Below are 22,955 nucleotides of genomic sequence, written 5' to 3' on the forward strand. Positions count from 1 at the left end.
AGTCGTCACTATCGAAAGCGGGGGGAATTATACGAAGTTTATTCTTGCTTGTCACCCGTGATCTGCATTGAATTATAATATCTTGTTCTAATTGGTTATCTGTTAATCAATATGACTGATTTGACAGATAAAAAAACCTGCCGAAGCAGGTTTTTTCTAAATTATTTCTGACAATTACTCGTCTAAGAATGACTTTAAGATTTCTGAGCGAGAAGGGTGGCGTAATTTACGTAACGCTTTCGCTTCAATTTGACGAATACGCTCACGCGTTACATCAAACTGCTTGCCCACTTCTTCTAACGTGTGGTCGGTATTCATGTCGATACCAAAACGCATACGCAGTACTTTTGCTTCACGGGCTGTTAAGCCAGCTAACACTTCGTGGGTTGCGTTTTTCAGACTTTCGCTAGTCGCAGAGTCTAAAGGTAATTCGAGAGTAGTATCCTCGATAAAATCACCTAAATGCGAATCTTCATCGTCACCGATTGGGGTTTCCATTGAGATTGGCTCTTTAGCGATTTTCAGTACCTTACGGATCTTATCTTCAGGCATCATCATACGTTCAGCTAATTCTTCAGGAGACGGCTCGCGGCCCATTTCTTGAAGCATTTGACGTGAAATACGGTTTAGCTTGTTGATCGTTTCAATCATGTGTACTGGAATACGAATAGTACGCGCTTGGTCAGCAATTGAACGAGTAATCGCCTGACGGATCCACCAGGTTGCATAAGTTGAGAACTTATAACCACGACGATATTCAAATTTATCAACCGCTTTCATCAAGCCGATATTACCTTCTTGGATCAAGTCCAAGAATTGTAAACCACGGTTGGTATACTTTTTAGCAATAGAGATAACCAGACGTAAGTTAGCCTCAACCATTTCTTTTTTGGCTCGGCGGGCTTTCGCTTCACCGATTGACATACGACGGTTGATATCTTTAATACCAGCAATAGTTAAGTCTGTTTCTTTTTCAATGACGTCAAGTTTATGAACACAACGATTAACATCATCTTCTACCATACGTAAACCTTCTGCGTATGGCTTGCTGCTGCCGACTTCTTTGATAAACCAATCAAGATTGGTTTCTTTACCTGTGAAGGCCTTAACAAAGTTCTTTTTCGGCATCTTAGCTTGTTCAACAACAAGTTTAAGAATTAGACGTTCTTGAATACGTACGCGATCCATCATGGTGCGCATGCTTTTTACTAAGCGATCAAACTGCTTAGGTACTAGGCGGAATTCTTTAAATAGCTCACCGATGACAAAGAGTGAACCAATAGCTTCAGGGTGATCACGCCCTTTTTCAGCAATAATGGCTAGGCTTTTTTCATAAGCTTCGCGTAATTGAGTGAATTTTTCTTTAGCTTCTTCAGGGTCCGGGCCTTTTGGACCTTCTTCTTCATCTTCATCGTCGTCGCTATCGTCATCATCGTCATCATCGTCATCATCACTATCAGGGACTTCAGAACCAATGTTAGTGGCGGTAGGGGCGACATCGTCATCGTCAGGGTTTACAAATCCAGAGATAATATCAGACAAGCGAATTTCGTCAGCTTCATACTGGTCGAATTGCTCTAAGATCATTGCAATAGCTTGTGGGTATTCACTTACAGAGCATTGAACGGTATTAATACCTTCTTCAATACGCTTTGCAATTACAATTTCGCCTTCGCGAGTTAAAAGCTCAACTGTACCCATTTCGCGCATGTACATGCGCACAGGGTCGGTTGTACGGCCTAATTCACTTTCAACTGTGGCTAAAGCGGCTGCGGCTTCTTCCGCTGCATCTTCGTCTGTGTTGTCTTCCGACATCATCATGTCATCGGCGTCCGGTGCTTCTTCAAACACTCGAATACCCATGTCATTTATCATCTGGATAATATCTTCAATCTGATCGGAATCGACCATGTCTGCAGGTAAGTGGTCGTTCACTTCTGCATAGGTTAAATAACCTTGCTCTTTACCTTTAGCGAGCAACAGTTTAAGTTGCGACTGCGGAGTGTGATCCATAGATATCATCCAAGTTTGGGGAACTGAAATAACGACGGGACACTTAGCCTAGCTTAGTGTCGCGCAAATCGTCAATTATAGCTGCGTGGACTCATCTTAGCTAGTCCATGGTGTGGTTTTAACCGCTAAAGTTTGTTTACTTTAGGGTTACTTCTCAACACCTTTCATTATTGAAATCAGCTTACTTAGCTGTACTTTCTCAGCTTTTGTTAAAGTTTGTTTTAGACTAAGTTCCTGATAGCGTTGTTCTATATATTGGTTAGTCAACCATATCAGGGTTTGTTTAAACTCGGTCAGCACATTTTCATCCGCCACTTGATGATCCCATTGGGCCAACTTAATCAGAGTGCTCTTATGCTGATGCTCTCTATGTATTTCAAGTAGTTGTGCGCTATTAAATTGCTGAGTTCGAGTTATTTCAAGCAAATGGTTAAGCAATTCAATGCCAGCCATTTGAATTTTGTTTAATGCAGGCTGTGGTGCTAGTCCAAAACCTAAACTGGGTTTTTGTATTAACAAAGCGATGGCTAACCTCAGAGGTGTACCGCGACCTTGTAACCCTTTTGCATTAAGCGGCTGCGGTTTTTTTACCGCAAAGCCTAATTTTTTCTTTAAGTCATCGCTGCTGTTCATGCCCAGTTTATGGGATAAACTTTCCAGCAATAAATTTTGTAATACGCTGTCTTGCACTTTTTCAATCAACGCTAGGGCTTGTTTAGCCAAGGCGCCTTTATCTGTGCCGTGTGCATGACTTAATGTTTCAAATAAAAAGTCAGGTAACTGCATGGCTTGTTGCATTAAAGCTTCAAATGCGTCTTTACCTATTTTTCGCACCATGGTGTCAGGGTCTTCACCTTGTGGTAAAAACATAAATTTTACCAAATCGCCCGGTTTCAATAATGGTAACGCCGTTTCTAATGCTCGCCATGCCGCTTCGCGACCAGCTCTATCACCGTCATAGCAGCATATGACCTCTTTAGCACTACGGACCAAAAGCTGAAATTGTTCAGCTGTGGTTGAGGTGCCGAGTGAGGCGACGGCATAATCAACTTCAAATTGTGCTAGTGCCACTACGTCCATGTAACCTTCAACAATTAATATTTGCTGTGGATCGCGGTGTCGTTGCTTTAATTCGTATAAACCGTAAAGTTCATTACCCTTATGAAATATGGGCGTTTCTGGAGAATTCAAGTATTTAGGGGTACCTTCACCTAAAACTCTTCCACCAAAGCCGATAACTCGGCCACGTCTATCGCGAATGGGGAACATTAACCTGTCGCGAAAACGGTCATATCGTTTACCGCTGTCATTTTCTATTAACATGCCAGCAGTAAGTAGTTTATCCAGTGATGTCTGATTTTGACGGTAGCGGCTTAATAATCCGTCCCAGCCGTCAGGGGCAAAGCCAATGCCGAAGTGTTTAATAACATCTTCAGAAAGCCCTCTAAAATCAAGGTAGTCTAATACTTTTTGTTTGTCTTGATGCTGTCTCAGTTGGCTTTGGTAGAACAAGCTTGCTTCTTCCATCAACTGATATAAATCTCGACTGAGTCCATGATCCTGGCGTTTTGCATTGCCATTTTCCTGTGGAACATCTAATCCGAGTTGACCCGCTAGTTCTTCAATAGCATCAACAAATTCTAAGCGATCATATTCCATTATAAAATCAATTGCATTGCCATGGGCACCGCAACCAAAACAATGGTAAAACTGTTTATCTCTGCTGACAGTAAAAGACGGTGATTTCTCACTATGAAAAGGACAACAAGCTGAATGGTTTTTACCAGCTTTTTTCAATGGTACTTTTCGATCGATCAGATCGACAATATCTGTGCGAGCAATAAGTTCATTGATAAAATCACGGGGGATCGCCATTGATTGCTATATATTCTCGAAGTCACTTTATCAATTGATGTAAACAAACAAGCCGTGCAGGTGCACGGCTTATTCAACATTAACGCCTGATTTACTTCAATTTTGTACGGATTAAAGCACCGATGGCACTCATATCAGCACGGCCTTGAACTTCAGATTTTAATGCTCCCATTACTTTGCCCATATCCGCCATGTTAGTAGCACCTACTTTTACGATAGTTGCGTCGATAATCGCCGCAATTTCCGTTTCAGTTAATGGTGTGGGTAAGAAAGTTTCAATTACTTGAATTTCATCCGCTTCTACTTGTGCAAGCTCTGGGCGATTCGCTGCTTCATATTGAGACATTGAATCACGACGTTGCTTGACCATTTTGGTTAAGATAGCTATCACCTGTTCATCATTCAAGGTTTCGCGGGTATCCACTTCAACTTGTTTGATGGCAGCGAGTGCCATACGAATAGTACCTAAACGCACCTTTTCTTTGGCACGCATAGCATCTTTCATCTGCTCTTTTAGCTGATCGATTAGGCTCATAATGAGATTAATATAAACGTACGCGACGTGCGTTTTCGCGAGAAAGCTTTTTAGCTAGACGTTTAACTGCAGCAGCTTTTGCACGCTTACGAGCAGTAGTTGGCTTCTCGTAGAATTCACGAGCACGCACATCCGCTAAGATACCAGCTTTTTCACAAGAGCGCTTGAAACGACGTAGAGCTACGCCGAATGGTTCGTTTTCACGTACTTTAATAATTGGCATACGCCATCACCCCTTAGGTGTAGTTGAGTTGGATATTAAATGTTTTAGTTTTTTAACTTAAACTTTTAAATAGCCAAAGGCTAATTAAAATGGTGCGGAATTTTACACCGAGGCAAGGGTCTTTGTAAACCCCTTGTTCTGATTGTCTGCACATCATCGGGCCTAATGACAATAACTGGTTGTTTTTGTGATTAGATCGGCGATCAAAAATGATCGGCGCGTATACCACTAAAGACGATACAGATTTTATCTGGAGAAAAATCGCTTCAAGCGCTAGAATTGGCCGCCTTATTTATTGAAAACGAGGCATTATGCGCATTATTGGTATTGAAACATCATGTGATGAGACTGGCATCGCGATTTATGATGATCAGCAAGGGTTACTTTCTCACGTATTGTATAGCCAAGTAAAGCTTCATGCAGACTATGGTGGCGTAGTACCCGAATTAGCTTCTCGTGACCATGTGCGTAAAATCGTTCCGTTAATTAAGCAAGCTTTAGCTGAGGCTAACTCGTCTGTTAATGATATTGATGGGGTTGCTTTTACTAAAGGACCAGGCCTAATTGGTGCTTTGTTAGTGGGTGCTTGTGTTGGGCGTTCGCTGGCTTATGCCTGGGACAAACCCGCGGTTGGTGTTCATCATATGGAAGGGCATTTACTTGCCCCTATGCTAGAGGATGATGCTCCCGAGTTTCCGTTTGTGGCTTTGCTAGTGTCGGGGGGGCATTCAATGCTGGTGCAGGTTGAAGGAATTGGCCAATACCAAGTGTTGGGTGAGTCTGTTGATGATGCAGCTGGTGAAGCATTTGATAAAACAGCAAAGTTATTAGGCTTGGATTACCCAGGTGGGCCGCGTTTAGCTAAATTAGCCGCTAAAGGGCTTGATGTGGGTTATCGTTTTCCGCGTCCAATGACCGATCGTCCCGGGCTTGATTTCAGTTTTTCTGGCCTAAAAACTTTTGCGGCTAATACCATTGCTGCTGAGCCAAGTGATGAACAAACACATGCCAATATCGCTAGAGCGTTTGAAGAGGCTGTGGTTGATACGCTGGCTATTAAATGTAAGCGTGCATTGAAACTCACTGGTTATAAACGATTAGTGATTGCTGGCGGTGTGAGCGCTAATACGCGCCTAAGGGAGTCATTAGCGAAAATGATGCAGGATATGGGCGGAAAGGTATATTACCCTCGTGGCGAGTTTTGTACTGATAATGGTGCCATGATTGCCTACGCCGGTATGCAGCGCTTAAAAGCGGGCCAAATTGAAGATTTAGCGGTTAAAGGTGTACCTCGTTGGCCGCTTGATACCTTACCTGCGGTGTAATCTACGGTTAATCTTGTATTGTTTATATTATCAGAAAAGCTTAGCGTGTTTTAAACCGTTAAGCTTTTTTATTGCTTCTTTTACGGGTGAGCTTACTTTCTTCACCAATTCGTAAACGCTCAATATTATCTTTATGTCGAATTAATATCAGTGTTGATAACATTGCCACAGGAAGCACAAAACGCTCGTCTAATAGCCAAGTGTAAACCGGTGCCAGTAAAGCAGCTGCCATGGCTGATACAGATGAATAACGGGTAATAATAACCAATACTATCCATGTCGCGACTAAACACAGAGCAAGATCATGACCAATGGGGGCCATTGCACCAAAGGCTGTAGCAACACCTTTACCGCCTTTAAATTGAAAAAAGATAGGGTAGATATGACCTAAGCATGCTGCTACGGCAATAAAGCCTAGAGAGGCTGCATCTAATCCCATTAGGTAACTTAAATAAGATGGGATAGCGCCTTTAAGCATATCGAAAAATAACACTAATATTGCAGAACTTGCCCCACCAATGCGTAACACATTTGTAGCGCCAGGGTTGCCAGAACCTTGCTCTCTTGGATCAGGTAAACCTCTCATTTTACAAACCAGTATCGCACTCGAGATAGAACCTGCTAAATAAGCGATTATTATCATCAAAATGGTCAAAGCTATGGTGTTCAAATTGGTTTCCTTACTCGTCTTAGGGTATTATCGCGCATAATTTTTTAATGCGCTGTTGCAAATAATTTTGCAAAAATCAAAAACGGTTCCTTGGTATGAATTAAATTCGTTACCTTTGTTTTTGTATTTGCTTATCCTACTGCTTTAAGCGTGCAGGCAAAAGACCAGATGGTGAGAATATCACTGTTTATCTGGAATTAATTTTGAACAAGGTCTCTCAAGGCTATTTTATGGAGCTTCAGATGGATAAAGTGCTTATTAGGCAGTTAAAAATTGATACTGTGATAGGGATTTATGAATGGGAAAAAAGATCCATCAAACCCTATTGATTGACTTAGATATGGCTTGGGACAATCGTTTAGCTGCGGCCAGTGACAATTATCAACACGCCTTGTGTTATGAAACCGTTTCAAATCGTTTAACTGCGCTGATCATTGAAAAACCTATTGAGTTAATTGAAACCGTTGCGGAGATGATTGCCCAGTGTTTACTGAGTGAATTTAACGTACCTTGGGTCAAGGTTGTGGTTATGAAGCCTGGTGCAGTGCAACATGCCGATTCTGTTGGTGTTGTTATTGAGCGTGGCAGCATATAATTTTAGCTCATGATGAGTCACTTTTTAACATAGCGTGGACGAATAAACTTAATGGCGAAGATTTATATCAGTTTAGGAACAAATATTGAACCTGAACAACACCTTAAAGCTGGTCTGTTAGATTTACAACAGCATTTTGGCCAACTATCTTTATCACGAGTGTATGAAAGTGAGTCTGTGGGTTTTAAAGGGACTAACTTTTTAAATATGGTAGCCAGTGCTGACACTGATATGTCTATTGCAGAGGTTGTGGCTGTGTTTAAGATGATTGAGCAAACCAATGGTCGTATTCGCAGTGAGAAAAAGTTTAGCCCGCGTAGTTTAGACATTGATTTGTTACTCTATGACGACAAAGTGACTGTTCAGCCCGTTGAGTTACCCCGTGGTGAAATTTTATTTAATGCTTTTGTACTTTGGCCGTTGGCGGAGTTAGCACCTAATGTTTTACATCCTACTGTGGGTCTTTCGTATGAAACGCTTTGGCAGCAGTATGACAAACAGCAACAACAGTTATGGCCTGTTAATTTTGTTTTCCCAGCCCAGTTACACCATAAAATTGCTTAAGCCTGAGTCTATGTGCACATGATGGCTATTCAATTACTGCCGTGATTTAAGTGTATGTAAAGTTTTTAAGCGTATGTAAATATTAGCAAAATTAAAAAATGTAATCTAAACAAGGACAAGTATGGAATCGCTACAAGTTATATTTTTAGCTTTAATTCAAGGGTTAACTGAGTTTTTACCTATATCAAGTTCGGGACATTTAATTCTTCCTGCCCAATTATTTGGATGGGAAGATCAAGGTCTCTCTTTTGATGTGGCGGTTAACACAGGTTCACTCTTTGCTGTAATTATTTACTTTCGTCTTGAAATTGTGTCGCTTACACAGGCGTGGACCAAGAGTTTGGTGACAAAGACTCAAACCCAGGAAAGTAAATTATCCTGGTGGATTGTGTTAGCCACAATACCTGCGGTCATAGTGGGTTTTTTAGCAAAAGATTTTATTGAAACACACTTACGCAATACGCTCGTTATTGCCATCACGACCATTTTTTTTGGGCTGTTGTTATGGGTTGCAGATCGCATGTCAAAGGCACAATTGAATGAATTTCAAATGGGTTGGAAAAAAGCGTTATTAATTGGTATTGCGCAAGCGATGGCATTAATACCTGGTACATCTCGCTCTGGTGCGACGATGACAGCGGCGCTAATGCTAGGGCTGACCCGTGAAGCCGCGGCGCGTTTTTCATTTTTAATGTCGATACCGGTTAGCTGCGGCGCAGCTATTTTAGTCATTAAAGATCTTGCTCAAAGCCCGCTACCAATTGACTATCAAGCACTAACTTTAGGCTTAGTGGTATCATTTGCTGCAGCTTATGTCTGTATTCACTACTTTTTAAAGTATATTAGTCAAATCGGTATGACCCCTTTTGTGATTTACCGACTAATATTAGGTAGCATACTGCTTGGTCTATTGTACCTTTAGCTGATTATGTTAGTGAATAATGAACTAAACGGGTAAATTTACCCGTTTTTTATTGCTAGTTTTTATCTTCCCCATTAAAAGTTTATTTAAAATATGATGACCCTACCTTTAGTTTGCCCGACCTGTTCTCAACCATTGCATCAACATGAAGCTTCTAAAGGCTTTTATTGCGAAGCTAAACATCATTTCGACCGCCTTGAGCAGGGCTACTACCCTTTAGTAAAAGTGAAGGCGAAAACACCGCAATCATCGATTTCACGCCAACAAATGCGCGCGCGTCAATTCTTATTACAAAGTGGGGTTTTTCAGCCTTTAGTCGATGCGTTGCAACAACAGATGTTGGCATTAACAGCAACTGCTGAAAATGGGCTCAATTGGCTTGATTATCAATGCGGTGATGGGTTTTATTTAACGCAAATACATCAATATTTAATGACACATGGGATAACCCAACCTATGTCAGTTTGGGGCGTGTCAGACGCCGAGAATGCGTTATTTGCAGCGTCAAAAGGTAACACGCCAGCAAGCTTGATTTTCTGCTCTACCAAGGTGCTGCCATTTACCAATCAAAGTATGGACGTGGTGACCTTATTTGATGCACCTATCAAAGGGCAAGAATGCCTTCGGGTGTTAAAAGATGCGGGTCGTATAGTGTTAGTACAGCCCAGTAACCAGCATTTATGGCAAATTAAACAACATGTTTATCCAGATTTAGTCGAGAAGCCATCACAACTTAATATCCCTAAACGTTTGCTCATTGAGTCACTGCAACAAGTCTCTTTTGAAATTGATGTTACAGGTGATCAAGCGGTTAATTTATTAGATAGCTCGTTGTTTGCTTGGCGGGCGAATGATGAAATTCGCCACCAAATTAAGTCATCACCAATCAGTGGCTTAAAATGTGAGTTTGAAGTAATAGTGCTAAAAAAGATCTAGGGTGCTAATCATGTTTACGGGCTGGCTGTAACGGGACTTTTTCTAAGTGTTTTGCTCTTGATAAAAAGTAAACACTGTTCTGCTAGTTCGCTGTTAAGTGAGGCTTGGTGTTAATGGATATTGTGTTACAAATGACGTAAGAGAAAATAGGGAGAGAGTTATATAGGTAAAACTACTATTGCTGATAGGGCCTTGTTTAGTATGAGCTGACAATTTCGCCTAAATCTATACCTTATAATATCTAAGTTTTCTAAAGCCTAAGTGTTCTAAAACCTAAATCTTCTAAAGTCTAAATCTTCTAAAGTCTGAATCCTTCTAAAATCTAAGTCCTTCTAAACCGCAGAAACAATTAAGGCTTGAAGTTGGTTCAAACTGTATAACAGTTGAACTACATTCAAGCCCTAATAATCAACCTATGTATATAAGCTAATTCTGTATAGCAATTCTTACTTTTTGTAAGAAGAAGCCATGTTGTCTAAACGGTCATTAGCACGTTTAGCTTCAGCTTGAGCGTCCATAGATGCAGCTTTAGCGCCTTTAACATCAGCAGATAATTTGCTTTGCTCAGACTTTAAAGAACCAACTTCTGCAGATAGTTGATCAACTTTGTTACCTAAGTTTGCAACGCTTTCTTCTAAAGCAGTAGTGTTAGCACAGCCACCTAGTAAAGCAGTCATAGCAACACCAGCAATCATCAGTACTTTCTTGTTCATGGGTAAATCCTTTAAAATATAGGTTGTAGTTTGGGCGCAAAAGCCTATGCCTTTGCAGCGGCGTAATTATGTCACACATTTTATTTTATGCTATAGGCAAAAAGAAAAATGTTCCTCTAAAGTAGCTAAATAAATGAAAAATGCAAGTATTTAGGTGTTTATTAGGTATTTTCGTGCACATTATCGATGTCAATAGTGAAATATCCTAAAAATGTTGTAATAAAAACAGCTTTATCCTATTTTGTTATTGTTTTTTATAAGCATTATATGTCGATTCTTCAGGTTTGAGCTTGCTTAAACTCACTGATTACCTCAATCCGCTTAAGTTGTAACTGTTGTTTAATTTCGGCGCCGGTAAATCCTGCAGATATAATCTGTTGTACATCAATATTACTGGCCACTTTAAAGCATGCGGCTAGATAGTGCTGTTGGGGATAATCTGCATGTTCAAAACCAGTCCTGCCGCGCATATCTGCGTGGCAGCAAAGCAAAAGCTGCTTTAATCTGTGTGGTTTACGCCAGAAGTCGGCTTTATCGAATACTTTGATAATGGTTTCGGCGCGTAATTCTGCTGCATTGTGAATATTTTGATGCTGGTCGCTGACTAGCATGGCTAAATCACAATGCTCATTTGGCACGCGCAAACGTTGACATAGTCGTTTGATAATAGGCACACCTTTTTGACCATGGCCATGATGTTTGGGCAAGGTTTCTTTTGGGCTAACAGCTTTACCTACATCATGGGTTAATGCCGCAAATCGAACCGCTTTGTCGGTTGTCAGCAAGCTAGCTTGTTCCAGTACCATTAAAGTATGAATACCTGTATCAATTTCAGGGTGCCACTTCTCTGGTTGTGGGATGCCAAACAAAATATCAATTTCAGGTAAAATAACTTTTAGGGCGCCGCAGTCGCGTAATGTTTTGAAAAATATTTCTGGGTTATCGCCACTAAGTACTTTATCTATTTCTTGCCACACGCGCTCAGGCGTTAAATGTGCTAGTTCGCCTGAGTCTGAAATGTGCTGCATTAAGGTTTTGGTTTCTGGGGCAATAGTAAAACCAAGGTGATGAAAGCGCGCTGCAAAACGTGCTACTCGCAATACTCTTAGCGGGTCCTCAATAAACGCATCCGACACATGACGCAGTACTCTGCTCTTAATATCATTCACTCCGCCATAAGGGTCAAACAATTTGCCTGATGTATCTTCTGCAATGGCATTAATGGTTAAATCTCTACGAAGCAAATCCTGTTCTAATGTCACATCGTTAGAAGTATCGCAGCTAAAACCTTGATAACCAGTACCCGTTTTGCGTTCTGTTCTGGCAAGGGCATATTCTTGTTGGGTTTTAGGGTGCAAAAAAACCGGGAAGTCTTTACCGACTTGTTGATAACCTTGTGCCCGCATTTCGTCAATATGACTGCCAACCACCACAAAGTCCTTATCTTTGATGGCAAGGCCAAGTAATTTATCGCGCACAGCACCACCGACTAAAAAGATCTTCATTTGACATCACTTTTAACTAATTGATGGGTTAAAGCTTACCAGAGTTAGATTTTTGCGGCTAACTTTTGACAAGCTCCCTCGCAAGCATTAACTTGAGCCGTCAGTTTTTGTTAAGGGTGCTAAGTAGTATGTATAAAGCTTTTTATGGATTAAATGATAATCCATTTTCCATTGCTCCTAATCCGCATTACATGTTCTTAAGTGATCGTCATCGAGAGGCTTTGGTTCACTTAACTTACGGCTTAGGCGAAACCGGTGGTTTTGTATTGTTAACAGGTGAGGTAGGTACCGGAAAAACCACGGTATCAAGGTGTTTATTACAACAAATACCTGATAATACCGATACCGCTTTTATTCTTAATCCCTCGTTAACTGAGCAAGAGTTATTAGCGACTTTATGTGATGAACTGGGAATTACCTATGCTGATAATCCGAGTATAAAAAAACTGACTGATTTATTAAGTCAGTATTTATTGAATAATCATAAAAATGGCCGCAATACAGTATTGATTATTGATGAAGCACAGCATTTACGTTCTGAGGTATTAGAGCAGCTCAGATTACTGACTAACCTTGAAACCGATACCAAAAAATTATTACAGGTTATTTTGATTGGCCAGCCTGAATTACAACAATTACTGAAACGCCAAGACTTACGCCAACTGGCACAGCGGATCACCGCTCGCTACCATCTTTTGCCCTTAGATGGGGCTGAGTTAGCTCTTTATATTCAGCATCGTTTACAAGTGGCTGGACGACATGAGCCTTTGTTTACCGCTAAATCTATCCGAAGATTACATCACTATAGTGGTGGTATTCCACGCTTAACTAACCTGTTGTGTGAAAGGGCATTAATGGCGGGTTACGGCCAATCAAAAGTGCCGATTGATCATAAAATGGTTGATCAAGCCGCTGAGGAAGTTTTAGGTGATATAGAAGAAAGTCATAATAAGCTTTGGTATGGTGTAATTGCAGCAGCTGCATTAGTGTCTTTTGCGGGGGCTTTTTATCTATTTAATCAAAGTAGTCAAGATATAAGTGTTGCCTCAGAGGTGACAACCTCAGCGGTTAATACGCCCGCACTTCAAAACCAAGCTCAGCAGGCATTGGCTGAATTACCGACTTCAGAGACTGCACAAGTATCGCCTCCAGTTGTGCCAACCAATACAGGTGCATTGAATGCAGAACAACGGGTGATGCAGCAAGCTATGATGCAAAGCCAAAATATTGATGTGGCGTTTGCGGCATTATTTGGTTTATGGGGTATGCAGCCTATCAGTGAATTATCGCCGTGTCAGGCTGCGCTGCAACAAGGATTAACGTGTTACCAGCAACAAGGTAATTGGAATAGCATTATGCGTCTTAATTATCCTGCGGTCGTTTATTTGCAAGATTCAAAAATCACGCCTTTTTATGGCGTGATTGTTGAGCGCCAATATGAGCAAATTTTACTGCAATTGGGCGAGCAACAGTTTTGGGTTGGTAAGGATTGGTTTGATCGCCACTTTAGTGGCACGTTTGAAATACTGTGGCAGTCGGAGCAAGCGATGCCAAGAGAAATAGGTCAAAGCTCACCCATAGCGCAAGTGCAGTGGTTAGAAAATAGCTTGGCGATGATTGAACAGCGCCCTGCACGTTTAATCAATCAGTTTGATAGTCAGCTTGAGCAGCACTTAATGTCGTTTCAACGTTTGCATGGTTTAAAGTCCGATGGCATAGCCGGTAGTCAAACATTAGTCCAAATCAACTTATATTTAAGCCAAACTGGACCAAGATTGACCGCGGCGGAGCGCCGATAATGTCAATACTATTAGATGCTGTAAGTAAGCAAAAACAACAATCTACGGGTGTGCATGACGCGATAATGACACCGCGTCCGGTTTTGCCATCGGTTAAACCCAAGCGACCAATGATTATGAAGTTAACTCTTCTTGGAGTCGCTGTGTCATCGGCAATTGTAGGCGCGTGGGCGTTAGATACTTTGTTGGATGCATCTCATAAGCGGCCTCAAATAGTTAACGAGAACACTCAACAAGCCGCTATTCGGCCTGCTACTGCGCAACAAAAATCCGCTCCGCAAGTTGTTGTGTCACAAGCTTTGGAAGTGATGCCCGAGGCCAATGTTAGTGAAGAGTTTAGTTTAGCGGGTAAGGTCGCATTACCTATGGCTAAGCCTCTATTGGCAGCTGTAGCAATTGAAGACTCGCAACCTAGCTTGATGTATCAAGCATCAACTAACTCATTTAATGATAGCTCCCAGCAAGGGACTAATATGGATGATAAGCAGTTGTCGTTAACTCAATTACAACAACTTAGTCAGCAGTACGATCAACAATTACAGCAGGCTTATCAGCAGTCTAATGTGATTCAAAACAATGATATTGAAGAGATTGAGCCAATTATTTTAGGGGCTAATGCTAATCAGCGCGGATTAAAAGAATTAGAAGCGTTGAAGTTACAAGTTAATATGGCTGCCAATGAAGTGGATTTTAAATCGGTGCGTCAATCTGAGAGTAGTCGCGATGCCAGCCGTGATGCTAATCGTGACAGTAATCTAGCAAATGCTTTTGCGGCGGCATTGAAAGATGTTGAGTATGAGCAATCAGCAAACAAAGATGTTACTGAAGCCAAATTAGACCCAATTCCTCACACCAAGCCACAAGGTATTCCGAAATACGGTGATCTGCCAGCCAGTGTTCAGCTTAGCGTGCCTGAATTTAATATTGTTGCTCATGTGTATTCAAGCGACCCTAATAATCGTTGGTTAAATGTTGATGGAAAAGAGTTACAACAGGGTGACATGATCCAAGGAAAATTAACAATTATTGAAATTCGTCCAAGGGATATTATCTTAGACATTAACGGAAATGAGTTTAAAGTGCCGGCGATATAAGTCGTTATGTCACAATAAAAAAGGCGCTTAGAGCGCCTTTTTTATTGAGAAGTAAGTTAATTAAAACTGACTGCACCTAATATTAGCCATGCAGATGATTAGCTAAAAATAATGTCAGGGAATATCCGATACAATAGCAAAGGAATAATGCTGGGACGTATTTCAAGTAGCTGACAAAAGTCAGTTCTTTTACTTTACTCATCGCAATGATACCCGACGCCGAACCTATCACTAATAACGATCCGCCCACACCAACTGAGTAGGTTAACCCTAGCCACTGTGAGGTTGTTAAAATAGGATCCGCTTTTAGTAAAGCAGCCGTTAACGGTACGTTATCTAATATTGCAGAACCTACACCGGCAAAGAAGTTAGAAATATTGGGGTCATACATTGAATAGACTTCAGTCAATAATTGTAATGTACCAATTTCTTTAAGCATACCGACCAGTAATAAAATACCAAGGAAGAATAACAGAGTATCAAATTCGACTTGACGAATGTATTCTAAAATCTGTACTTCTTCATCTTTAGATTTGCTGCTGCGGCCCACTAAAAACATCACAGATAAACCAGCTAAGAAAGTCAGTACCGGCGGAATGCCAAATAACACGTTTAACACCATAGTAAGCACGATTGTGGTTAAAAAGATTAACCCTATGATAATGTCAATGGTTTGGTATGTTTGTGTGACGGGTGTGGTGCTAACAGAGCCTTCTGCTTTTAAAGAGAATAATACCGCCAAGAGCAATACGCTTACAGAAGCAGGAATTAACAGCACTAGCAGCTCTGAAATATGCACTTTACCAGCGAGGAAAATCATCAAGGTAGTTACATCGCCCGTAATAAGCGCCACACCACCTGAGTTAACCGCAAAAATAATTAACACAGCCATACGACGACGCATTTGGCTGTCTAGGTTAAAGGTTGTTAATAAGCCTAATGACACTAAGGTCGCGGTGACGTTGTCACAAAATGTTGAGAGTATGAGTGAGAAAAAACCCACTTGTACCATTAGCAATCGAACAGAAACCTGCTGCGGGAATATTTTTTGTACTACCATTTGGATCATGCCTTTGGCATTCAGATAGGCCACAAAAGTCATTGTTGACATTAAAAAGAGCCATAAGGTGGCAATTTCTAATATGTTTTCATTTAATTCTGCTGAGATAATAGCTGTTTTCTCAGGGGTCTGAGCTGCAATAAATAAGGTTATCCAGGAAATACAGCCTAAAAACAAGGTTGTCTTGGCTTTATTGATATGGGTAACTTCTTCAAGCACGATACTTAATAATGCAAGTACCGCAAGTGAGATAAGAAATGTGTGTAGCATGACTGCAATTCCAACTTTTGTGTTGTAGGTAATCAACATCATTACCGTGAATTTTTGCTAACCTAATTTAGGCCTGTTTTAAGGTTAAATTAAGCTTCCGGTATGGCGGTGCGATCAAATCACACAACAGGGAATTTCGCAACTGAGATCATAGTTATTTTTGTCAATAATCGACCAAAGTAGCGAATAAAAAATGATTAAAGTAAAAAGCAGTAGGAATTTGTTAAGACAGAAAAAAATAGGATAAATAACTGAGTTATTTATCCTATTTTTGTTATCAGCAGTCTACCCAAGTTAAAATGGGCTTAGACAATGAGGCTGATTTATTTCATTGCCGCAAAAATACGGTCAACCGCGGCTAGAGTATATTCAATTTCAGCATCACCATGGGCCATTGACATGAAGCCTGCTTCATAAGCACTTGGCGCCAAATAAATACCTTCATCTAACATCGCATGATAAAAATGACGGAAGTGCTCCATGTTGCATTTTGTCACTTGGGCAAATGAGGTCATTGGCGTTTTATCTTCAGTGAAGAAGAAACCAAACATGCCGCCTACATAAGTAATATTTAATGGTATACCATGCTTGTCTGCAGCAGCTTTGAAGCCCTCAGCCACGCGTTTAGTTTTATCTGCAAGCGCTTGGTATAAACCAGGCTCACATAATGCATCCATTTGGGCTAAACCTGCTGACATTGCAATAGGGTTACCAGACAAGGTACCAGCTTGATAGACAGGGCCGGTTGGAGCAATGAACTGCATGATGTCTTTACGGCCACCAAATGCGCCTACAGGCATGCCGCCGCCAATGACTTTACCTAGTGTGGTTAAATCTGGCGTTACGCCGTAATGACCCTGTGCACCGCTCATAGAGACGCGGAAACCCGTCATGACTTCATCAATAATAAGTAACGCACCAAATTCATCACAAATAGCACGCAAGCCTTGTAGGAAACCTTCTACAGGCGGAATACAGTTCATGTTGCCAGCAACGGGCTCAAGGATGATACAAGCGATACTTTCTGGGTTCTGCTCAAATATAGCGCGCACAGAATCAAGGTCGTTATAGGTTGCGGTTAAAGTGTGCTTAGCAAAATCTTCTGGAATACCAGGAGAGCTTGGTTGTCCTAGGGTTAATGCCCCAGAACCTGCTTTAACCAGCAAACAGTCAGCATGACCGTGGTAACAGCCTTCAAATTTTAAAATATTGTCACGGTTAGTAAAACCACGTGCTAAACGGATTGCACTCATGGTGGCTTCAGTACCAGAACTGACCATACGAACTTGTTCTATTGATGGCACCATTGAAATGACTTTTTCAGCCATTTTGACTTCAAGTTCTGTCGGTGCACCAAAAGATAAACCATTTTCAACCGCGGCTAACACTGCTTGGCGAATTTTAGGATGATTATGGCCTAAAATCATCGGTCCCCATGACCCGACATAATCGATATATTTTTTACCATCGGCATCATAGATATAAGCACCGTCGGCTTTTTCGATAAATAATGGTGAACCACCAACGCCGTTGAATGCGCGAACTGGCGAATTTACGCCGCCTGGAATGGTTTTTTTAGCCTGTTCAAATAGTGTTTCGGAACGGGTCATTTTTAATCCTTAATTTATTGCCGCTGATTAACGATCAGCTTTACGTGAATACCAGTTAACTGGACACTCATATTTTTCGAGTTGATTTTCAACACCCAAGGTTAGTGCAAACAATGCCATGCGGATCAACAGGCCATTATCGGCTTGACGAAAAATAGCCAAACTAGGATGACTATTTAAATCATTGTCGAGTTCATTTGCCTGTTCACGAGAGTCGCGTGGCAAAGGATGCATGATCACTGTGTTTGACTTGCAATGTTGGGTGTAAATATTGTGATTTAAACGGAATTTACCCCGATACTTGTTGGCTTCTTCCTGCGAAGGGAAGCGCTCTTCTTGAATTCGGGTTAGATAAAGAATATCCGCCTGATGTAAATTACCTTCAAGTTGTTCGGTTATTTTGATCTTATGGCCAGCATTTTCAATGTCGGTGATCACATAATCAGGCATTGCTAATTCAGTGGGTGAAATTAATGTGAACTGAATGTTCTTATACATGCAAAGTAAACGTGATAACGAGTGCACTGTACGGCCGTATTTTAAATCACCGACCATAGCTATATGCATACCATCAATGCCCATGCCTGAATGGCTGAGTTCTTTTTTAATGGTAAATAAATCCAGTAATGCCTGTGTCGGGTGCTCATTTGGTCCGTCACCCCCGTTAATTACCGGTACTCGACTGCCTTCAGCAAACTCTTTTACTGAGTAGGCATCTGGGTGGCGCATGGCGATCACATCAGAATAGGTCGATAACACGCGAGCAGTGTCATACAAGGATTCACCTTTAGATAGTGAGGAAGACGCCATTCCTGTTGTTTCACGTACATGTCCGCCTAGTAAGTTAAATGCACAACCAAAGCTGACACGGGTTCGAGTGCTGGGTTCAAAAAATAAGTTACCCAGAATCGCGCCTTCTAATACTTTGGTGCGTTTTTCACGCAAAGCATAGGGGGTCATTTTATTAGCAACATCAAAAATAGTGGCAATTGAATCCAGATTTAACTGGTTTACGGAAAGGATATGCGAACCTTCGAACTGAGTCATCAGCCTAATTTCCAATGTTTAGGGGGTAAATCACTGACTTTTGGAAGCAGCTAATCTACCCAAGTTATGTAGGGGGGCTGAGACGAAATTGTAGCAGACTATTTTGTACAGATAAACTAGCTTACGGATTACCTGTCATCAAATGAATGGGATCATCGTCAGATAAATAGGCCTCATCTACTTGTTCTAATTGGTTGTAGCTAATCATGTTGCGCAGACCGTCAATATAAGCATGACCACGTTCAGAATACTTATCTAATGTACCAGCAAGTTCAAGACCGGTAATGGGTTGATTGTTTTGCCGAAATTTAGCGCGTAAATTACGCAGTTCTTGATAGGCATCATGGGTGTTGATATTGATTAAATAACCTATAACGGATTCAAGTGGCGAATCAAAACGCGCGATACCGTAATTACCTAATTCTGTGCGTTGCTGTTTAGGCATCATACCGTTACCGCTAAAGTCCCATTGGCCAAAAAAAGCGTTACCTTCAACGGTAAAACGTGAGGTTGCCCAGCCACTTTCTTCCGCTGCCTGTGCTAAGACTAACGAAGGCGGCACAATATCAACTCTATTAAGTAGAGTCGCTTTTTGTTCATCGGTTAGAGTTGTCTTGCTCTCTAATGCGGTTGAGTCGATGACTTTATATTTTTGAGCTAACTTCAATACTGTGTCGTCATCGTTAGCGCTAATTTCAATATATCGCCGTTCTAGCAACATTTTTTCATTACTGAGTAAAATGAGGGGTGCCATTAGGCGGAAGAAAATCATTTTCTTTTCATCAACCGGAATGTTATGGGCGTTTTGCTGCCATTTTTCAGTGACGGTTTCGAAGGTCAAACGAGGAACTTCGCGATTACCTTGCTGCCAACTTTTTGAGTTATAGTTAATCGAATCAAATAAATTTTTGATGTTGTCTAGAGAATATACCAGCACTTTTTTAGGTTTTTTTGTGGGGCGATTATCTGAGATTAACGCAAAACTATTTTGCAGTTGATCGGGTAAGTTATCAGTAAACTCGGTTAAAGGTGCAACCTGAATATCCAATGAGGAAGTTTGATCATTATTGCTAGCTTCGATTTCTATTGCCACGGTTGCTATATGCTTAGCTGACTCGTGCGTATCGTTTTTTGAAGTGGTATTTTTTGCTGATATTATGGCGATATAAATTGCTATAAATAGGGCCAATAAACACACAAATGCCCATGCTCTTTTGCTTATTATATTCATATATTTTGCCTATTCTTGTCCGGAGCGTATTTCTTGGAGTAAGTTTGCCCAGCTGATCACGCCAATGACATTGTTAGGGCTGTTACGGTAAATATACACTTCTCCTGTGCGTTTGGCCGCTAATGCTTCATAAGCTTCATTCAGTGTAGCTGAGTCAGGTAAGCCAACCATTGGGTGGCGGGATAGGGTGGTTGCATCCTCAAATGACTGAATTTCTAAGCGTAACATTTCAATTTGGCCTTCTGCATTACGGACTAACACAGGTCGACCTTCGGCGCGTTTTAATACTTCAAGTAATAATTCGTTATCGTCATTGACTACAACGAAACGCCTATTCATCAATACCCGCACACCTTTTTTCTGCAGCCCCTGATTCATCGGCGCGACTTTATAATCTAATCCCATTATTTCAAGTTGTTTAATAAAAATAGAGCTAGTATTGAATCCTTGATAAGCAACTAAAAAAGCGGGGATTGTGACAAACATTGCCGGTAAAATAATGGAGGCGTCATTGGTTAACTCAAGTAAAGCAACTAATGCAGCAAGTGGCGCACTTAAACATACTCCCATCATAGCCGTCATGCCTATTACGGTATAAAGACCTACATAGGGCGCAATAGATGGAAATAGAGCACTGCTGATTAAGGCTAAAATAGCGCCAACCAAAGCCCCTATACCATATAAGGGGCCAATTAATCCTCCAGGTACACCTAAACCAATGGCGGCAATTGTCGCTAACATTTTGCCTAACAATAAGGCGATTAAAAACCATAAGCTAGGTGATTCGCTAATGGCTTCGTGTATCGCTAAATCGCCTGAACCGAGTGCTTGGGGCAATAATATGCCAATGATGGTGGTAACCGTTCCCGCAATGAGTAACCGATATATTAATGGCCAATGTTGGCCCGTGGCAGTGACTTTTAATAAAGTGTGGTTGAACAGTGCGGCGGTGCAACCTAGGCCCAAACCGCCCAGTAATAAAATAGGGTAATGGTCTAGTGGAATACGAATAACGTTAATCAGGTCATATTCGTGCACATTACCAAATACAATTTGGCTTGATACCGCACCGCAAATGGCTGACAACATAATCGGGAAAAAGTAATGTATTTTATATTCTCTGACAATCACTTCAAATACGAAAAGCACTGCGGCTAAGGGAGCATTAAAGGTCGCTGCAATACCGGCGGCAATACCACTTGCACACATAATACGGACACTGTTGTCAGGTAATTTAAATTTCTCGGCCATTACACTGGCACTCACAGCACCTAAATGAATCGCAGGGCCTTCACGACCGACTGAGAAGTTAGTGACGAGTGCAATTAATGCTTGAAAAAATTGTCCAGCAGCAGATTGAAGTGGCACTTTACCGTAATGCATTTTGAATCTATGTAACACATAAGCTATGCCCATACGGCGATAGCGCTTAGAGCCCAATAGCGATAATAACCAAATGAGCAAGGCGCCAATTAAAGGCAGGTAGGTACGCCAGTCTACAAGGATATTATTTAAGTGGGTGGCGTCGGTATGACTGTAAATATCTGCCCAAACTAGCAGTAAACGGAATAGAATAATCACACTGGATGCAATAATCGCAAACAGTAATGCTAATGCACATAATTGAACACTGATCTTCGCCTGTGATAATTTATCGCGAAATTCATTATTCAGATATTTGCGTGTTGCCCTCTTGGCGTGAATAATGGCAGCTTTGTTGAGTTTAAGTTGCACTGTGATGCTCTTGCTTCCCTGTGTTAACTTGGACATTGTATTTTATTAAGGGCTTGTTACCTAATGCTAAATTATCATCGTTTACTGGATAAGTTAAAAGTAATTGAGCGTAAAAAGCGCGCTTCAAGCACTTATTTAATTACATTAGTGCTCATTGCATTTATCACTGGTGCACTATGTCATCAAATATGGTTGTCATTTGCACCTGAAGCTGCACCTAATAGTGAAAGTGGTAAACGTAAGCTTATACTCGAACTTGATCTGCAAGCCAAAGCGCTCGCCAGTCGTAACCTTGCGCTAACTATAGAACAAGAAGCCAATAAAAACTTGCAGAAAATGTTTAGCGATCAATTAATTCATCAAAAAAGTCTTGAAAAAGAGCTGTCGTTTTATCGTAGCTTAATGGTGCCAGATGCTGAGGTTGAAGGTGTTTTAATTCATGGAGTAGAGCTTAACCGCGGTATATTACCAGAGCAACAGCAGCTTAAAGTTATTCTAACTCAACAACAAAAACGCCAAGCTAATTTAACCGCGGCAATTGATGCTGATTTTATTGGTGTGCAAAACAATCAAGTATCTGAGTTGAATTTAACTAAATTGACAGGTAAAAAATATAATATCGACTTTAAATATTTCCATATAATGGATGTCGATGTTACTTTGCCGGACGGCTTTACCCTGCAGCGTGTTAGGATAAAAGTGAAGGTTAAGCCCGCCCGTGGTATTAAAGGCGGGGTGGTTGAGCAGGTATATAATATTGAAGATATCGTTTCAACAGGTACTTAAGTTACAGGCTGTAAAAAAGAAGCGCGGGTAATACTTGAACAAAACAGTCAGGTATTAGATAATTCGCAGCAGAAAATTGAAGTAAGAGGTAATAATGACTGAACAAACTGATGCAGCAATGCCGATACAATTTACCGATGCGGCGGCGAGCAAGGTAAAAGGGCTGTTAGAAGAAGAACAGAACCCTGAATTAAAACTGCGAGTTTATGTTACCGGCGGTGGTTGTTCAGGTTTTCAGTATGGATTTACTTTTGATGAGAAAGTAAACGAAGGTGACTTCACTATTGAAAAGCAAGGCGTACAGCTAGTGGTTGATCCAATGAGCTTGCAGTATCTTATGGGTGGTGAAGTGGATTACACATCAGGTTTAGAAGGTTCACGCTTCTTCGTTAAGAATCCAAATGCCACAACAACCTGTGGTTGTGGCGCAAGCTTCTCGGTATAAGCC

At 41.1% G+C, this 22,955-nt stretch carries 20 protein-coding genes and 1 pseudogene; 9 read left to right on the plus strand and 12 right to left on the minus strand.

The genetic code is table 11. The features are described 5' to 3' along the window. Positions 1-174 precede the first annotated feature (174 nt). The 4 genes from rpoD to rpsU all read right to left on the minus strand — a co-directional run bounded on the left by rpoD (position 175) and on the right by rpsU (position 4,646). Positions 175-2,013: an RNA polymerase sigma factor RpoD gene (gene rpoD, locus ACRWQN_RS06605; RefSeq protein WP_434928530.1), complete on the minus strand. Its 1,839-nt coding sequence runs from the start codon at positions 2,011-2,013 to the stop codon at positions 175-177. Between the two features lie 147 nt (positions 2,014-2,160). After that, positions 2,161-3,888 carry a DNA primase gene (gene dnaG, locus ACRWQN_RS06610; RefSeq protein WP_434928531.1) on the minus strand — a complete coding sequence of 576 codons (1,728 nt, stop codon included), beginning with the start codon at positions 3,886-3,888 and terminating at the stop codon, positions 2,161-2,163. A 91-nt stretch (positions 3,889-3,979) separates the two neighbouring features. Further along, positions 3,980-4,423 (minus strand): GatB/YqeY domain-containing protein, encoded by a 444-nt coding sequence (locus ACRWQN_RS06615; RefSeq protein WP_226410753.1) that lies wholly within the window; start codon positions 4,421-4,423, stop codon positions 3,980-3,982. A 7-nt stretch (positions 4,424-4,430) separates the two neighbouring features. Then, positions 4,431-4,646: a 30S ribosomal protein S21 gene (rpsU, locus tag ACRWQN_RS06620; protein WP_434940257.1), complete on the minus strand. Its 216-nt coding sequence runs from the start codon at positions 4,644-4,646 to the stop codon at positions 4,431-4,433. Positions 4,647-4,957: 311 nt separating this feature from the next. Between rpsU and tsaD the strand changes: the two genes are divergently transcribed. Further along, entirely contained in the window at positions 4,958-5,971 is a 1,014-nt protein-coding gene (gene tsaD, locus ACRWQN_RS06625) for a tRNA (adenosine(37)-N6)-threonylcarbamoyltransferase complex transferase subunit TsaD (protein ID WP_226410752.1), read from the plus strand. 58 nt (positions 5,972-6,029) lie between these two features. Here tsaD and plsY read toward each other — a convergent pair whose 3' ends face one another. Beyond that, positions 6,030-6,641, minus strand: a complete 612-nt coding sequence (gene plsY, locus ACRWQN_RS06630; RefSeq protein WP_226410751.1) for a glycerol-3-phosphate 1-O-acyltransferase PlsY — start codon at positions 6,639-6,641, stop codon at positions 6,030-6,032. A 242-nt stretch (positions 6,642-6,883) separates the two neighbouring features. On the opposite strand from plsY, the pseudogene folB reads away from it, so the two are divergent. The 4 genes and pseudogenes from folB (at position 6,884) to ACRWQN_RS06650 (ending at position 9,658) form a co-directional block, all read left to right on the plus strand. Then, positions 6,884-7,236, plus strand: a pseudogene (gene folB / locus ACRWQN_RS06635) (dihydroneopterin aldolase). A gap of 51 nt (positions 7,237-7,287) precedes the next feature. Then, entirely contained in the window at positions 7,288-7,800 is a 513-nt protein-coding gene (gene folK, locus ACRWQN_RS06640) for a 2-amino-4-hydroxy-6-hydroxymethyldihydropteridine diphosphokinase (protein ID WP_434928533.1), read from the plus strand. A gap of 121 nt (positions 7,801-7,921) precedes the next feature. Further along, positions 7,922-8,722, plus strand: a complete 801-nt coding sequence (locus ACRWQN_RS06645; RefSeq protein ID WP_226410748.1) for an undecaprenyl-diphosphate phosphatase — start codon at positions 7,922-7,924, stop codon at positions 8,720-8,722. 93 nt (positions 8,723-8,815) lie between these two features. After that, positions 8,816-9,658, plus strand: coding sequence for a putative RNA methyltransferase (locus tag ACRWQN_RS06650; RefSeq protein ID WP_434940258.1), 843 nt, complete (start codon positions 8,816-8,818; stop codon positions 9,656-9,658). A 446-nt stretch (positions 9,659-10,104) separates the two neighbouring features. Here the strand turns inward: ACRWQN_RS06650 and ACRWQN_RS06655 are convergent, their stop codons facing one another. Together ACRWQN_RS06655 and ACRWQN_RS06660 are read right to left on the minus strand one after the other, a co-directional pair. Beyond that, positions 10,105-10,371, minus strand: a complete 267-nt coding sequence (locus ACRWQN_RS06655) for an Lpp/OprI family alanine-zipper lipoprotein (protein ID WP_124017059.1) — start codon at positions 10,369-10,371, stop codon at positions 10,105-10,107. Positions 10,372-10,649: 278 nt separating this feature from the next. After that, positions 10,650-11,876 carry a multifunctional CCA addition/repair protein gene (locus tag ACRWQN_RS06660; protein ID WP_434940259.1) on the minus strand — a complete coding sequence of 409 codons (1,227 nt, stop codon included), beginning with the start codon at positions 11,874-11,876 and terminating at the stop codon, positions 10,650-10,652. A 128-nt stretch (positions 11,877-12,004) separates the two neighbouring features. On the opposite strand from ACRWQN_RS06660, the gene ACRWQN_RS06665 reads away from it, so the two are divergent. Next, positions 12,005-13,675, plus strand: coding sequence for an AAA family ATPase (locus ACRWQN_RS06665; protein WP_434940260.1), 1,671 nt, complete (start codon positions 12,005-12,007; stop codon positions 13,673-13,675). Then, a complete protein-coding gene (locus ACRWQN_RS06670; protein WP_434940261.1) occupies positions 13,675-14,769 on the plus strand; it encodes a general secretion pathway protein GspB in 1,095 nt (364 codons plus the stop codon). Before ACRWQN_RS06665 ends, ACRWQN_RS06670 begins: the two co-directional genes overlap by 1 nt. 82 nt (positions 14,770-14,851) lie before the next feature. Here ACRWQN_RS06670 and nhaD read toward each other — a convergent pair whose 3' ends face one another. The 5 genes from nhaD to ACRWQN_RS06695 form a co-directional block, all read right to left on the minus strand. Beyond that, entirely contained in the window at positions 14,852-16,099 is a 1,248-nt protein-coding gene (gene nhaD, locus ACRWQN_RS06675) for a sodium:proton antiporter NhaD (RefSeq protein ID WP_434940262.1), read from the minus strand. 323 nt (positions 16,100-16,422) lie between these two features. Continuing rightward, positions 16,423-17,709, minus strand: coding sequence for a glutamate-1-semialdehyde 2,1-aminomutase (hemL, locus tag ACRWQN_RS06680; protein ID WP_434940263.1), 1,287 nt, complete (start codon positions 17,707-17,709; stop codon positions 16,423-16,425). Between the two features lie 27 nt (positions 17,710-17,736). Then, on the minus strand, positions 17,737-18,756 hold the full coding sequence (locus ACRWQN_RS06685) for an aspartate carbamoyltransferase (RefSeq protein WP_226410741.1): 1,020 nt from the start codon (positions 18,754-18,756) through the stop codon (positions 17,737-17,739). A gap of 121 nt (positions 18,757-18,877) precedes the next feature. Further along, positions 18,878-19,987 (minus strand): glucosaminidase domain-containing protein, encoded by a 1,110-nt coding sequence (locus ACRWQN_RS06690; RefSeq protein ID WP_434940264.1) that lies wholly within the window; start codon positions 19,985-19,987, stop codon positions 18,878-18,880. Positions 19,988-19,996: 9 nt separating this feature from the next. Then, positions 19,997-21,721 carry a chloride channel protein gene (locus ACRWQN_RS06695; RefSeq protein ID WP_434928541.1) on the minus strand — a complete coding sequence of 575 codons (1,725 nt, stop codon included), beginning with the start codon at positions 21,719-21,721 and terminating at the stop codon, positions 19,997-19,999. 63 nt (positions 21,722-21,784) lie between these two features. On the opposite strand from ACRWQN_RS06695, the gene ACRWQN_RS06700 reads away from it, so the two are divergent. Then, complete coding sequence (locus ACRWQN_RS06700) at positions 21,785-22,507, plus strand: DUF6776 family protein (protein ID WP_434928542.1); 723 nt, start codon at positions 21,785-21,787, stop codon at positions 22,505-22,507. Positions 22,508-22,601: 94 nt separating this feature from the next. Next, positions 22,602-22,952, plus strand: a complete 351-nt coding sequence (gene erpA, locus ACRWQN_RS06705) for an iron-sulfur cluster insertion protein ErpA (protein WP_226410737.1) — start codon at positions 22,602-22,604, stop codon at positions 22,950-22,952. Positions 22,953-22,955 lie beyond the last annotated feature (3 nt).

This window comes from Shewanella sp. HL-SH8, from assembly GCF_051165765.1.
Classification (GTDB): Bacteria; Pseudomonadota; Gammaproteobacteria; order Enterobacterales; family Shewanellaceae; genus Shewanella; species Shewanella glacialimarina.